We start from the raw sequence: 12,930 nt of genomic DNA, 5'->3' as shown, positions 1-12,930 counted from the left end.
ATGGTCATCCGCCAGGGCGCCGGCGCGACCTCGCAGGCGGGTCCGGTGGACGCGGCCAGCGAGGCGACCCGCTACCTGTGCGTGGCGGCGCACACCGACGACAGGTTCGCCGATTCGGCCCTGGCCGAGGTCTTCGACGACGACCTGCGGGCGGTGGCGCCCTCGGTCGGGTTCGACCTGACCACCGTCCTGCGGCACTGCTTCGAGGCCCGCCGGCGGCGCATCCGCCGCGACGCCGGTCTGCTGATCGCCGGAGGTCTGGCGCTGCTGCTGGCGCCGCTGTGGACGCTGCTCGCCGCGGCGGTGCTGGCGATCGGCATGTCACTGGCCCGGACCAACCGGCACGGTCCGCTCGGCCCGGCGCTGGCGTTGGTGGCCGTCGCCTGGGTGTCGCTGTGGCTGGTGGGGCAGTTCGCCGGGATCGACACCGACGACGAGGACGGCATGCTCGGCTGGCTGATCGGCCTGCCGTGGCTGGCCCTGGTGGCCGGGCTGGTCGCGTACCTGATTCTCGTGCTGCACCTGCTGGACACCCGGCGGCTGCTGGCGGACCGGCTGCGACGCGGCCACTTCCGACCCGCCACGACCGGCACCGGCCCGGTACCGCAGCGGCACGCCGCACGCCTGGCCCGCCTCGACTCGGCGCAGCGCGGCAACGTCACGATCTACAGCGGGTACACCCCGTTCGTCGGGCACGGCGCCCCGGTGGCCGGCTGGTCGTTCGCCCTGCCGATCCGCCCGGCAGATCCGACGTCCGCCGACGACGCCACCGTCCGGTTCCCCGTCGTGGACCTGATCGACCACGTGCGGCAGCGGCTGGCGGGGATCCGCCTCGACCCGGCCGGCGAGCCCGAGGTGAATCCGGAACGACTCGCCGGGCTGGTGCTTCAGGACCGGGTCTTCGTCAACGGCGGCCTGCTGACCGACGATCCGCAGTTGCTGCCCGACCGTGACCGGATGCCCCGGCACAGTTGGTCCGACGAGCGGTTGCGGGCGGTCGCCAGCCGGCCGCAGGGCGCCGCCCGACACTACCTGTGCGCGCTGGTGCCCTCCTGGGGCGGCGAGGTGGTGGCCTGCACCTTCCTGCATTTCTCCACCGATGGTCGGGTGCTCTACCTGGAGTGCGCCCGGACCCTGCTGGAGCCCCCACGCATCGAGTACCACGACGTGGACCGGCTGACCGAGTGGATCCCGGCGCGGCAGTTCGTCCAGTTGTTCACCGCCGCCGCCGAGCAGTTGGTCCGTACCGCGTTCGGTGCGCCGGCACGCCTGACCCGCGACGGCGTCCAGGTGCTGCGCCACCAGATCCGGCAGGCGCGCGCCCGCCGGATGGCCCGCGAGGACCTCGGCTACGACTACGGCGCCCGGGCCGGGGTGCGGGAGATGGCCACCGGAACCACCTACCACAACTACTTCCAGGTGCTCGACGCCGCGAAGCACCTCAAGGTGGTGGAGCGTCACGTGCTGGCGGCGATCGTCGACTTCCTGGAGGACCGAGGTGCCGACACCGCCGAGTTCCGCACCCGGCAGACCATGATCCTGAACCAGGGCGTCATCCAGACCGGCGGGCTCAGCGTCGTGGGCAACCAGGCGGTGGGTGCCGGGGCGCGGGCCGAACAGCAGACCACGGACCAGTCGTCGCCGCAGGACACCAATCGTCGAGCCGGCACCGGGAGGCCGTCATGACCACGTCCGACAACTCGATCAACTTCGGTGTCCAGCAGTCGGGCGGGGTCAGCCAGGTCGGCAACCAGGCGGTGGGCCCGGGGGCCCACGCCGTCGGCGGGGCACTGTGGGCCACGGCGCCGGGGGTGGACGTACCGGCCCTGGTCACTCGCCTGGTGGAGACGCTCGACCGGCACCGCGACGAGTTGCCGGAGCCGGCCCGGGCGGTCGCCGCCGAACTGCGCGTCCAGCTTGCCCGGCCGGCGCCGGAGCCGGCGCGGGTGACCGCGCTGTTGCAGCGCCTGGCGGCGCTGGCCGCGCCGGTGGCGCCGGTGGCCTCGGCCGTGACCGAGGTGTTGCGGGCGGTGCAGCAGGCGAGCTGAGCTCAACCGGCGGGGCGGCGCCGGTGGGTGCGGCTGGTGTCGACCGGCCGACCGGGGTCGACGTGCCGGGGCCGGTCGGGTTCGTCCGGCCGCAACGGGACGAGGGCGTCGGTCAGCGCGTCGATGATCCGGTCGGTGGCCCGTCGGGCCGCACCGGGCGCGCCGTGGGCCAGGTCGGCCAACTCCACCGGGTCGCCGAAGTGCACCCGTACGGTGGGGCGACGCACCAGTGCCCGGGCGATACCGCCCAGCAGCCCCTCGGGGGCACGGTAGGGCAGCACCTCGTGTGAGCCCCACTGGGCGAGCGGGATGACGGGCGCGCCGCAGGCCAGGGCGAGTCGGGCGGCCCCGGTCTTGCCACGTTCGGGCCACATGCCCGGGTCGAGCCCGATCCGCCCTTCCGGGTAGACCAGGATCGGCGCGCCGGCCCCGACCGCGGCGGCGGCGTCGTCGAGGGCCCGGTGCACGCCGCTGGTGCCCCGGTCGACGCGGATGTGCCCGGCGCTGCGCATCGCGGCACCGATCAGCGGGGCCCGGAACAGCCCGCCGGTGGCCATGATCCTCGGTGCCACCCGCCGGGACCGGCAGGCGGCGGCCAGCACGATCGGGTCGAAGGGGCTGATGTGGTTGGCGGCCAGGATCAGCGGCCCGTCGCGCAGCCGGGCCGGAATGTCGCCGGTGACCTCCAGCCGGGCCAGCATCCCGACGACGACGCGGGCCAGCAGCAGCGCTGCCCGCCAGATCAGCGGCGGGCGCCAGGGGGAGTGGGCTGCTTCCATCAGCGGGACATGGTCGCACGCCGGGCGGGAGCCACGGCGGCCAGGGCGGGCCGTACGGCAGAGGTGAGCAGGGTCATTGGTCCCGGCCCGGATCGGGCCGCCCGCCTCTGCCGATCCGCGTACGACGGACTGTAGTATTTACTACGTCTTGTAGTATGAACAGCTGGGGGTCGCAGGTGGACGCGTTGGACGTCGCCCGCTGGCAGTTCGGTGTCACCACCGTCTACCACTTTCTCTTCGTACCGTTGACCATCGGCCTGTCGGTCCTGGTCGCCATCCTCCAGACGCTCTGGCACCGCACAGGTGACGAGAAGTACCTGAAGCTCACCAAGTTCTACGGCAAGCTCTTCCTGATCAACTTCGCCATGGGCGTGGTCACCGGCATCGTGCAGGAGTTCCAGTTCGGCATGAACTGGAGCGACTACTCCCGCTTCGTCGGCGACATCTTCGGCGCACCCCTGGCCATCGAGGCCCTGGTCGCCTTCTTCCTGGAATCCACCTTCATCGGCCTGTGGATCTTCGGTTGGGACCGGCTGCCCAGACGCCTGCACCTGGCCAGCATCTGGGCCGCGGCCATCGGCACCAACCTGTCGGCCTACTTCATCCTCGCCGCGAACTCGTTCATGCAGAACCCGGTCGGCTACCGCTACAACCCCGAGACCGGCCGGGCAGAACTGACCGACTTCGTCGCCGTGCTGACCAACAAGGTCGCCCTGATCACCTTCCCACACACCATCGCCGGCTCCTTCCTGGTCGCCGGGTCGCTGCTGGTGGCCGTCGCCCTGTGGCACCTGATCCGCAACCGCGACAGCGCCGACACCCCGGCCTACCGCTTCGCCGCCCGCTTCGGGTCCTGGGTCACCCTGGTCTCCGCCGCCGTCGTGGTCATCACCGGCGACATCCAAGGCAAGATCATGACGCAGGTGCAGCCGATGAAGATGGCCGCCGCCGAAGGGCTCTACTCCACCGAGAGCCCCGCGTCGTTCTCCGTGCTGACCATCGGCAGCCTCGACGGCAGCCGCGAGCTGTTCGCCCTCAAGATCCCGTACCTGCTGTCCTACCTCGGCACCGGCGACCCCAACGGCACCGTGCAGGGCATCAACGACCTGCAGGCCCTCTACAGCGCCCAGTACGGCGCCGGCAGCTACACCCCGATCATCCCGGTCACCTACTGGAGCTTCCGCCTGATGATCGGCTTCGGTCTGGCCGCCGCCGCCATCGCCCTGCTGGTGCTCTGGACCCAGCGCAAGGGCCGCACCGTCCCGAACAGCAAGTGGCTGCTGCGCGCCGGCCTGGCCATGCCCCTCCTGCCGCTGCTGGCCAACTCCTTCGGCTGGATCTTCACCGAGATGGGTCGCCAGCCCTGGATCGTCTTCGGCGAGATGCTCACCCGCGACGGCGTGTCCCGCAGCGTGTCGCTGACCGAGGTCCTCACCTCCTTCACCGCCTTCACCCTCATCTACGCCGTCCTCGCCGTCATCGAGGTGAAACTGCTGATCCGCTACGCCAAGGCCGGCGTACCCGACCTCACTCCGGCCCCCGAACCCGACGACACCGACGACGCCGAGCGCCCGCTCGCCTTCGCCTACTGACCTGCGGAGCCTGCCGTGGAACTGACCACCATCTGGTTTCTCCTCGTCGCCGTGCTGTTCACCGGCTACTTCATCCTGGAGGGCTTCGACTTCGGCGTCGGCATGCTGCTGCCCGTGCTCGGCCGCGACGACCGGGAACGCCGCGTCATGATCAACACGATCGGGCCGGTCTGGGACGGCAACGAGGTCTGGCTGATCACCGCAGGCGGCGCCATGTTCGCCGCCTTCCCCGAGTGGTACGCCACCCTCTTCTCCGGCTTCTACCTGCCCCTGCTGCTCATCCTGCTGGCCCTGATCGCCCGCGGCGTCGCCTTCGAGTACCGCCACAAGCGCCCCGAGGCGTCCTGGAAACGCCGCTGGGACGCGGCCATCTTCTTCGGCTCGCTCGTCCCGGCCGTGCTGTGGGGCGTCGCGTTCGCCAACATCCTGCGCGGCGTGCCCCTGGACGCCAACCACGAGTACGTCGGTGGCCTGTTCGACCTGCTGAGCCCCTACGCCCTGCTCGGTGGCGCGACCACCGCCGCGCTGTTCGCCACCCACGGCGCCGTCTTCGTCGCCCTCAAGACCGTCGGCGACATCCGCGGCCGGGCCGCCGTCCTGGCCGTGCGGCTCGGTGTCACCGCCGCGGGCCTCGCGGTGGCCTTCCTGAGCTGGACCCTGACCATCCGGTCCAGCGCCGCCGCCGTCGTGCTCGCCGTCGGCGCCGCTCTCGCCCTGCTCGGCGGGCTCGCCGCCGCCACGGTACGCCGGGAAGGCTGGGCGTTCATCGGCACCGCCACCGCGATCGGCCTGGCCGTGGCGACCCTGTTCGCGGCCCTGTTCCCGAACGTGCTGCCGTCCACCCTGGACCCCGCCGGCACGCTCACCGCCACCAACGCCGCCTCCACCCCCTACACCCTGACGATCATGACGTGGGTGGCGGTGTTCTTCACCCCGATCGTGCTGGCCTACCAGGGCTGGACGTACTGGGTGTTCCGCAAGCGCATCGGCGTGGCCCACATCCCGCAGCATTGACCGATCGGCGGGACCCGGACCGCAACCGGGTCCCGCCGATCGGTCACGCCGCCGCCAGGGCCCGCTCGGCCCGCCGCCGAACCACCTCCAGTACCCGCGCCGCAGCCGCCAGGTCGCGCTCCGGCAGATCGGCCCACAGGCGGGCACCGATCTCGGCGGAGGCCGCCGCGACCAGGCGCTGCACCTGCCGTCCGGTCGGGGTGACCGCGACCCGGGAGGCGTCGCCGGCCAGCGGCGTCACCAGGGTCGCCGCGATCAATTCGGCCAGCGTGTCGCGCGCGCTGGCGGCGTCGACCCGCATCGCGTCGACCAGTCGCTGGGCGGCCTCGGCGCGGGGGAGCGGGGCATCGGCGGCCACCAGCGCGTTGAGCAGCAACGCCTGCGGAAAGGTCAGCCCGAGTCGGGTCAGCTCCCGCTCCAGCACCGCCCGAGCGGCATAGTGGGTCCGGCCGAGGGTCTGACCGTTGACAGTGGACATGACGCGCTCCTACCTATTGGTCGAACCAACGTTGGCCCGACCAACGTAACACGGGTCGTGGGTGCCGCCAACGATGTCGCGTACAGTCCACCGCATGGAGCACACCAGCGCCCCCACACCAAGCCGACTGCGCACCACCCCCAGCTGGTTGCTCACCCAGACCGCCGCCCACGCCACCCGCCTCGTCACCACCGCCCTCGGCGCCCGCGAAGCCCGCGGCTACCACTACCGGCTACTGGCCACCCTCGCCGAAACCGGCCCCGCCAGCCAGGCCGACCTCGCCCGACACAGCGGCATCGACCGCAGCGACATCGTCGCCACCCTCAACGACCTCACCGACCGCCACCTCGTACGCCGCCAACCCGACCCCACCGACCGACGCCGCAACATCGTCCACATCACACCCGCCGGCCAACGCGAACTCACCCACCTGCAACACGCCCTCGACACCGCCCAGGACACCCTGCTCGCGCCACTGGACCCCGCCGACCGCCGCGAACTCGTCCGCCTGCTCGACCTGCTGCTCACCCACCACGAACCGAAAGGCCGCTGATGGCCCGCGACCACCACTACGCCACCACCGTCACCTGGACCGGAAACCTCGGCACCGGCACCAGCGGCTACCGCGACTACCGCCGCGACCACGACATCACCACCGACGGCCGCCCACCCATCCCCGGCAGCTCCGACCCCACCTTCCGCGGCGACCGGACCCGCTGGAACCCCGAACAACTCCTGCTCGCCGCCCTGTCCCAGTGCCACATGCTCGCCTACCTGCACCTCTGCGCCGACAACGGTGTCGTCGTCACCGACTACGTCGACCACGCCACCGGCACCATGACCACCGACCGCACCGGCAACGGCCACTTCACCGAAGTGATCCTGCGCCCCCACGTCACCGTCGCCGACCCCGCCACCGTGGACCTCGCCACCACGCTGCACGACGACGCCCACCACACCTGCTTCATCGCCAACTCCGTCAACTTCCCGGTCCGCCACCAACCCGCCACCACCACCTGAAACCCGGTCGACACCCGCACCACGGCCGCTATCGTCGACCGGTGCCCGACGTACGTGAACTCACCCCCGACGAGATGGCCGACGCCTGGCAACTCGGCCGGCTCGCCTTCGGCTCCGACCCCCAACCACCCTCACCACCATCCCCGGTCGGCCGCACCCACTACGGCGCCTTCGACCCCGCCGGAAAGCTCATCGGCAAAGCCGTCGACCTGCACGACGAGCAGTGGTGGAGCGAACGAGCCGTACCCGCCGCCGACGTCGCCGGCGTCGCCGTCGCCCCCGAGGCACGCGGCACCGGAGTGGCCCGCGACCTGCTCCGCACCCTGCTCCGCGACGCCCGTGACCGGGGCGCCGCCGTCAGCGCGCTGTTCCCCACCACCGCCGCCCCCTACCGCGCCTGCGGCTGGGAGATCACCGGACAACTGCGCACCCTCGACCTGCCCACCGCCACCCTGCCCCGACACCGCCCCGAGCCGCGGCTGACCGTACGCGCCGGCGCCGCCGCCGACCTGCCCGCCACCGTCGAGCTGTACCGCCGCGTCGCCCACCACCGCAACGGCCTGCTCACCCGCACCCACCCCCGGTTCACCAGCACCGACGAACTGCCCTACGACGGACTCACCCTCGTCGAACACGACGGACAACTGCTCGGCCACGCCGGCTGGGACCGTGGCCGCGGCTACGGCCCCGACGCCGTCCTCACCGTCGAAGACATCCTCGCCACCACCGCCGACGCCGCCCGCGCCCTCGTCGGTGTCCTCGCCAGCTGGCACAGCGTCACCCCGACCCTGCGTCTGACCCCGCTGCCCGACGACACCGTCAGCCTGCACCTGCCCCTGGAACGCGCCCGCGAACACGAACGTGACGCCTGGATGCACCGGCCCGTCGACATCGTCCGCGCCGTACAGGCACGCGGCTGGCCCACCCACACCCACGGCGAGGTCACCTTCACCCTCACCGACGACCTCGCCGACTGGAACACCGGCACCTGGCAGCTCACCGTCGCGGACGGCCACGCCGACCTGCGGCGCAGCACCGGCGACGCCGACCTGCACCTGACCGTACGCGGCTTCGCCCGCCTCTACACCGGCACCGCCACCGCCCGCACCCTCGCCGAGTCCGGGCTGCTGCACCACAACACGCCCGACCCGAGCGCCCTGGACCTGCTCGCCGCCGGACCCACCGCCCACCTCATCGACTACTTCTGACAAACGCCGGTGGCCCGGCCAGGCGTGTACGTGCCCGGCCGGGCCACCGCTGAACCAAGACCCACGGCGTCGCTCAGCCCGCCTCGCGCAACTCCGCCAACCGAGCCTCGATCTCCGCCAACTCGGCCCGCAACTTCTCCGCCTGCCGCTCCGCCTCCGACCGCTCCGCGGCCAGGATCTGCTCCACCGCCTCGTGCACCCCCGGCACGTCCACCAGCGCCACCATCCGCAGCGCCTCCGCCGGCTTGAGCACGTAAGGCTTGGCCAACACCTTCCCACCCTGCTGCGCCGAGACCGTCCACTCACCATCGGCGTAGGCCAACGTGACGGTCAACCCCGCCGGCCCCTTCGGCTTGGCCGCCTTCACCGCCCGCCGCGCCGGCGGCTTCGCCTCCACCTTCGGCTCCACCGTCTCCACCCTCGGCTCCTCCCGGCCCAGCTGCTCCTCGCGGCGCGGCTGCGGCACCCGATCCAACACGAACTCCGGCCCCACCACCGCCGGTGCCGGCTCCACCTTCGACTCCGCCGGCCGACGACCCGCACCCCGCGGCGCCACCGCCACATCGGCGGGGGAGAAGGGCAACTCGTCACGCCCGAACCGCACCACCACGAACTCGTCGGACTCCGCCGGATCGGTCAACTCCACCACCTGACCCAGCTGACCGGCGATCTGACCGGCCGTCGCCGTGAACACCACCTTCGGCTTACGACCCGCGGCCAACGCCTCCCGGATGCCGCGCACCTCGTCCTCGGACAACCCCTGACCAGCGGCACCCATCGCCCACCCTCATTCCTCGTACACGTGTTCAGCCGCCTGCCTTGATACCAGCCGCCAGCGACAACCCGAAGATCAGCCCCCCAGCGCCCGCAACGCCCGATCCGCGTGCTCGTTCGTCCCCAACTCGCTGTGCACCACCTCGATCACCCGCCGGTCCACCCCGATCACGAAAGTCATCCGCCGGATACTCAACGGCCCCAACGGCAGCCGCCGCCGCACCCCGAACCGGTCGGCCACCACACCGTCCGGATCCGACAGCAACGGAAAGTCGAACCCGTGCAGCCGCGAGAACTCCGCCTGACGCGGCACCGGATCCCGGCTGATGCCCACCCGCTGCGCCCCCACCGCCGCGAACTCCGCCGCCAGATCCCGGAAATGGCAACTCTCCGCCGTGCACCCCCGCGTCATCGCCGCCGGGTAGAAGAACAACACCACCGGCCCAGCCGCCAACAACTCCGTCAGCCGCCGCGGACGACCCGTCTCATCCGGCAGCTCGAAGTCCTCGACCAGATCCCCGACACCCACACCCGCCACAAGCCCTCCCCACCGACACCGTCGTCGGCGAGCGTAGGCCATCGACCACCACCGGACGTGCGCTCGACCACACTCCGCTGTCCGCCCCCGCGACCACCCCGGTAACGTCCCCGACACCGGTCCGGGGCAGGGGAGAGGTCCAATGACCAACGTCACCGTCATCACCGGCGGCAGCCGCGGCATCGGCGCCGCCACCGCCCGCCGCCTTGCCCACGCCGGCCACCACATCGCGCTGAGCTACCGCCGCGACCGCTCGGCCGCCGACACCGTCGTGGCCGACCTGCGCGCCACCGGGGTACGCGCCACCGCCGTACCCGCCGACACCCGCGACCCCGACCAGGTCACCGCCCTGTTCGACGCCGCCGCCGAACTCGGCACCCTCACCGGCCTGGTCAACAACGCCGGCATCACCAGCCCGATCGGCCCCTTCACCGACCTCGACCCCGACGACCTGCGCCGCGTCGTCGACGTCAACCTCGTCGGCTACGTCCTCTGCGCCCAGCAGGCCGCCCGCCGGATGACCGACGGCGCCGCCATCGTCAACCTCTCCTCCGTCGCCGCCACCCTCGGCAGCCCAGGGGAGTACGTCCACTACGCCGCGGTCAAGGCCGCCACCGACGCGCTCACCATCGGCCTGGCCAAGGAACTCGCCCCCCGCGGCATCCGCGTCAACGCCGTCGCACCCGGCATCATCCGCACCGACATCCACGCCCTCTCCGGCCAGCCCGATCGGCCGGACCGCGCCGCCGGCCGCATCCCGCTCGGCCGCCCCGGCGAACCCGACGAGGTCGCCGCCGCCATCGCCTGGCTGTTGAGCCCCGACGCCTCCTACACCACCGGCGCCATCCTCCGCGTCGGCGGCGGCCTGTAGACCACCTCTCGGGCGCGCCGCTCACCCGACCGCGTCCCTGGTCGGCGACTCTCCGGCACCGCTTTCGGGCATGGGCCGGCGCCGCCGCGCCCTCGTTACATTGCGGTCGCATCGTAAACCGGCTACGGTCGTAGGCAATGCAGTCGTATTGCAAAAGAGGGGCGTACCAACCCATGCCGACCATCCTGCTCTCCGACATCACCGCCGACATGATCGACCTTGTCGGCGGCAAGGCGGCCGGCCTGGGGGAGCTCATCCGCCACGGAGAACGCGTACCGCCCGGCTTCTGCATCACCACCCAGCACCACGGACAACCCGCGCCGACAGCAGACATCCTCGCCGCCTACCAGCGCCTCGGCGGTGGCCCAGTCGCCGTACGCTCCAGCGCCACCGCCGAAGACCTGCCCGACGCCAGCTTCGCCGGACAGCAGGACACCTTCCTCGACGTCACCGGCACCGCGGATCTCCTCGCCGCCGTCGACGCCTGCCGGGCCTCCCTGCACAACCCCCGCGCGACCGCCTACCGCGACGCCCACCACATCGACCACGACACCGTACGAATGGCCGTCGTCGTCCAGCAAATGATCAACCCCGCCGTCGCCGGAGTGCTCTTCACCGCCAACCCGCTCACCGGCTGCCGCACCCAGATGCTCGTCGACGCCGCCCCCGGCCCCGGCACCACCGTCGTCGAGGGCGCCACCAATGTCGACCACTACCTCCTCGACGGCCCCGAGCACCCCGCCACCGGCTGCCTCACCCCAGCGCAACTCGCCGACCTGCACGCCCTCGGCACCCGCCTCCAGCACCACTTCAACGCCCCACAGGACGTCGAATGGGCCATCGACCACAACGACACCCTCTGGATCCTGCAGACCCGGCCGATCACCACCCTGTTCCCCGCACCGCCGCCGACCGACCGGCCACAACCCCGCGTGTACCTCGAATTCGGCCACGTCCAGGGCATGCTCCAACCGGCCACCCCCATGGGCATGTCCTCCCTCAAGACCGTGATCGCCGCGATGCTCGCCACCCTCGGCGTACGCGCCGACATCGTCGACATCGGCGGACGCCTGTACGGCGACCTCACCGACCTCACCCGCAACCCGGCCACCCGCAAACGGCTGATCAAACTCATGGCCGTCGACTTCGGACCCCGCGCCCAAGCGGTCATGCAGCACGTCCTCGCCGACCCCCGCTTCGCCCCGCAACCCGGCACCACGAAACACACCCGGACCACCGGCAGCTCCACCGCCCGCACCGCCGGCCGCGCCGCCAGTGGAATCCTGCGAGCCCTGGCCCGACCCGACGCCGCCCGCACCCGCCTGCACGACGCGGTCGACCGGATCCGCCGCACCTCGACCCCACCGACCGATCTGACCAGCCCCGCCGACCGGCTCCGCTTCGTCCGCGAGCTGAGCAGCGAAAGCGACGACGAACAGCTCATCTGGCCCATCGCCGCCGGCATGCTCGCCAGCGCACTGCCCGAACACCTGCTCAAGGGAATCGCCGAACCGCACGAGATCCAGACCGTCCTCGGTGGCATGCCACACAACGTCACCATCGAGATGAACCTCGCGCTGTGGCGACTCGCGCAAGACGCCACCGAACACCGGCAGCTGCTGCTCGACATCCCCGCACCCGAACTCGCCACCCGCTACCAGCAGGGCACCCTGCCCGACATCGGCCTCGCCGCGTTCCTACACACCTACGGACACCGCGGCATCGCCGAGGTCGACCTCGGCGTGCCCCGCTGGGACGAGGACCCCACCCCGGTCTTCGCAATGATCGCCAACTATCTGCGGATCACCGACCCCGAGCAGGCCCCCGACCGGCGGTTCACCCGCGCCGCCACCACCGCCGAAGCAACCCTCGCCGACATCGCCGTCCGCGCCCGGCGCCGACCTGTCCGGGGACGCATCGCCCTGTTCCTGCTACGCCGCGCCCGCTCCCTGGCCGGCCTACGCGAGGCCGGCAAGTTCGCCGGCCTCTACCGCCTGCGAGAGATGCGCCGGCAACTGCTGCTCATCGGCGTCCACCTGGCCGACGCCGCCCTGCTCAAACAACCCGACGACATCATGTTCCTCACTCTCGACGAGGCCCACGACGCCGTGCACCACCACGCCGACCACCGAAACACCGTCACCGCCCGCCGGGCCACCCACCGCCGGGAGACGCGCCGCCGAACCGTACCCGTGGCGCTGCTGTCCGACGGCACCGACCTGGAAACCGTCCTACCATCCACGCCCGCCCCCGACGGCGCGTTGCGCGGCGTAGCCGCCGCACCCGGCCGGGTCACCGGCCCCGCGCGGGTCGTCCACGACCCCGCAACCGCCCGCATCGACCCTGGCGACGTCATCGTCGCGGCCACCACCGACCCCGGCTGGACCCCGCTGTTCCTCACCGCCGGCGCGCTGATCACCGAAACCGGCGCGGTCATGGCCCACGGCCCCACCGTGGCCCGCGAATACGGCATTCCGGCGGTCATCTCCGTCCTCGACGCCACCCGCGCGATCACCACCGGGCAGATCGTCACCGTCGACGGCGCGGCCGGTACCGTTACCACCACGGACACACCGGTAACCGGCAACGCGAGCACCCTGTGACAGCA

At 71.9% G+C, this 12,930-nt stretch carries 13 protein-coding genes; 9 read left to right on the top strand and 4 right to left on the bottom strand.

Annotation, left to right across the window (positions count from 1 at the left end):
* Together SM447_RS12265 and SM447_RS12260 are read left to right on the top strand one after the other, a co-directional pair.
* The gene (locus SM447_RS12265; protein WP_474572880.1) at window positions 1-1,686 is read left to right on the top strand and encodes a hypothetical protein; all 1,686 of its coding nucleotides are present in this window, start codon (window positions 1-3) and stop codon (window positions 1,684-1,686) included.
* Window positions 1,683-2,048: a hypothetical protein gene (locus tag SM447_RS12260; protein ID WP_474572879.1), complete on the top strand. Its 366-nt coding sequence runs from the start codon at window positions 1,683-1,685 to the stop codon at window positions 2,046-2,048. Before SM447_RS12265 ends, SM447_RS12260 begins: the two co-directional genes overlap by 4 nt.
* A 2-nt stretch (window positions 2,049-2,050) precedes the next feature.
* Here SM447_RS12260 and SM447_RS12255 read toward each other — a convergent pair whose 3' ends face one another.
* Window positions 2,051-2,827 carry a lysophospholipid acyltransferase family protein gene (locus SM447_RS12255; RefSeq protein WP_474572878.1) on the bottom strand — a complete coding sequence of 259 codons (777 nt, stop codon included), beginning with the start codon at window positions 2,825-2,827 and terminating at the stop codon, window positions 2,051-2,053.
* 176 nt (window positions 2,828-3,003) lie between these two features.
* Between SM447_RS12255 and SM447_RS12250 the strand changes: the two genes are divergently transcribed.
* Window positions 3,004-4,419: a cytochrome ubiquinol oxidase subunit I gene (locus SM447_RS12250; protein ID WP_474573259.1), complete on the top strand. Its 1,416-nt coding sequence runs from the start codon at window positions 3,004-3,006 to the stop codon at window positions 4,417-4,419.
* 15 nt (window positions 4,420-4,434) lie between these two features.
* A complete protein-coding gene (gene cydB, locus SM447_RS12245; RefSeq protein WP_474572877.1) occupies window positions 4,435-5,433 on the top strand; it encodes a cytochrome d ubiquinol oxidase subunit II in 999 nt (332 codons plus the stop codon).
* Window positions 5,434-5,476: 43 nt separating this feature from the next.
* Here the strand turns inward: cydB and SM447_RS12240 are convergent, their stop codons facing one another.
* Window positions 5,477-5,911 (bottom strand): hypothetical protein, encoded by a 435-nt coding sequence (locus SM447_RS12240; protein WP_474572876.1) that lies wholly within the window; start codon window positions 5,909-5,911, stop codon window positions 5,477-5,479.
* 94 nt (window positions 5,912-6,005) lie between these two features.
* Between SM447_RS12240 and SM447_RS12235 the strand changes: the two genes are divergently transcribed.
* The 3 genes from SM447_RS12235 to SM447_RS12225 are packed head-to-tail and all read left to right on the top strand — an operon-like array spanning window position 6,006 to window position 8,139.
* On the top strand, window positions 6,006-6,464 hold the full coding sequence (locus tag SM447_RS12235; protein WP_474572875.1) for a MarR family winged helix-turn-helix transcriptional regulator: 459 nt from the start codon (window positions 6,006-6,008) through the stop codon (window positions 6,462-6,464).
* On the top strand, window positions 6,464-6,931 hold the full coding sequence (locus SM447_RS12230; RefSeq protein WP_474572874.1) for an OsmC family protein: 468 nt from the start codon (window positions 6,464-6,466) through the stop codon (window positions 6,929-6,931). The genes SM447_RS12235 and SM447_RS12230 overlap by 1 nt, the downstream gene beginning before the upstream one ends.
* Window positions 6,932-6,972: 41 nt before the next feature.
* Window positions 6,973-8,139: a GNAT family N-acetyltransferase gene (locus SM447_RS12225; RefSeq protein WP_474572873.1), complete on the top strand. Its 1,167-nt coding sequence runs from the start codon at window positions 6,973-6,975 to the stop codon at window positions 8,137-8,139.
* A 73-nt stretch (window positions 8,140-8,212) separates the two neighbouring features.
* On the opposite strand, the gene SM447_RS12220 is transcribed toward SM447_RS12225, so the two are convergent.
* Both SM447_RS12220 and SM447_RS12215 read right to left on the bottom strand, forming a co-directional pair.
* A complete protein-coding gene (locus tag SM447_RS12220; RefSeq protein WP_474572872.1) occupies window positions 8,213-8,917 on the bottom strand; it encodes a hypothetical protein in 705 nt (234 codons plus the stop codon).
* Between the two features lie 72 nt (window positions 8,918-8,989).
* Window positions 8,990-9,451 carry a peroxiredoxin gene (locus SM447_RS12215; protein ID WP_474572871.1) on the bottom strand — a complete coding sequence of 154 codons (462 nt, stop codon included), beginning with the start codon at window positions 9,449-9,451 and terminating at the stop codon, window positions 8,990-8,992.
* A 142-nt stretch (window positions 9,452-9,593) separates the two neighbouring features.
* Between SM447_RS12215 and SM447_RS12210 the strand changes: the two genes are divergently transcribed.
* A complete protein-coding gene (locus tag SM447_RS12210; protein WP_474572870.1) occupies window positions 9,594-10,322 on the top strand; it encodes an SDR family NAD(P)-dependent oxidoreductase in 729 nt (242 codons plus the stop codon).
* A gap of 173 nt (window positions 10,323-10,495) precedes the next feature.
* Window positions 10,496-12,925, top strand: coding sequence for a PEP/pyruvate-binding domain-containing protein (locus SM447_RS12205; protein ID WP_474572869.1), 2,430 nt, complete (start codon window positions 10,496-10,498; stop codon window positions 12,923-12,925).
* Window positions 12,926-12,930 lie beyond the last annotated feature (5 nt).

The sequence above is a fragment of the Micromonospora aridisoli genome (assembly GCF_056150025.1).
The sequence above is the reverse complement of the archived record's forward strand: the minus strand, read 5'-3'. Positions and strand labels throughout refer to the sequence as shown.

What these genes read in the sequence shown, in the direction of transcription:
- SM447_RS12260 (WP_474572879.1), top strand. Translation starts at nt 1,683, where the DNA reads ATGACCACGTCCGACAACTCGATCAACTTCGGTGTCCAGCAGTCGGGC.
- SM447_RS12265 (WP_474572880.1), top strand. Translation starts at nt 1, where the DNA reads ATGGTCATCCGCCAGGGCGCCGGCGCGACCTCGCAGGCGGGTCCGGTG.
- SM447_RS12205 (WP_474572869.1), top strand. Translation starts at nt 10,496, where the DNA reads ATGCCGACCATCCTGCTCTCCGACATCACCGCCGACATGATCGACCTT.
- SM447_RS12230 (WP_474572874.1), top strand. Translation starts at nt 6,464, where the DNA reads ATGGCCCGCGACCACCACTACGCCACCACCGTCACCTGGACCGGAAAC.
- SM447_RS12240 (WP_474572876.1), bottom strand. Translation starts at nt 5,911, where the DNA reads ATGTCCACTGTCAACGGTCAGACCCTCGGCCGGACCCACTATGCCGCT.
- SM447_RS12220 (WP_474572872.1), bottom strand. Translation starts at nt 8,917, where the DNA reads ATGGGTGCCGCTGGTCAGGGGTTGTCCGAGGACGAGGTGCGCGGCATC.
- SM447_RS12210 (WP_474572870.1), top strand. Translation starts at nt 9,594, where the DNA reads ATGACCAACGTCACCGTCATCACCGGCGGCAGCCGCGGCATCGGCGCC.
- SM447_RS12255 (WP_474572878.1), bottom strand. Translation starts at nt 2,827, where the DNA reads ATGGAAGCAGCCCACTCCCCCTGGCGCCCGCCGCTGATCTGGCGGGCA.
- SM447_RS12235 (WP_474572875.1), top strand. Translation starts at nt 6,006, where the DNA reads ATGGAGCACACCAGCGCCCCCACACCAAGCCGACTGCGCACCACCCCC.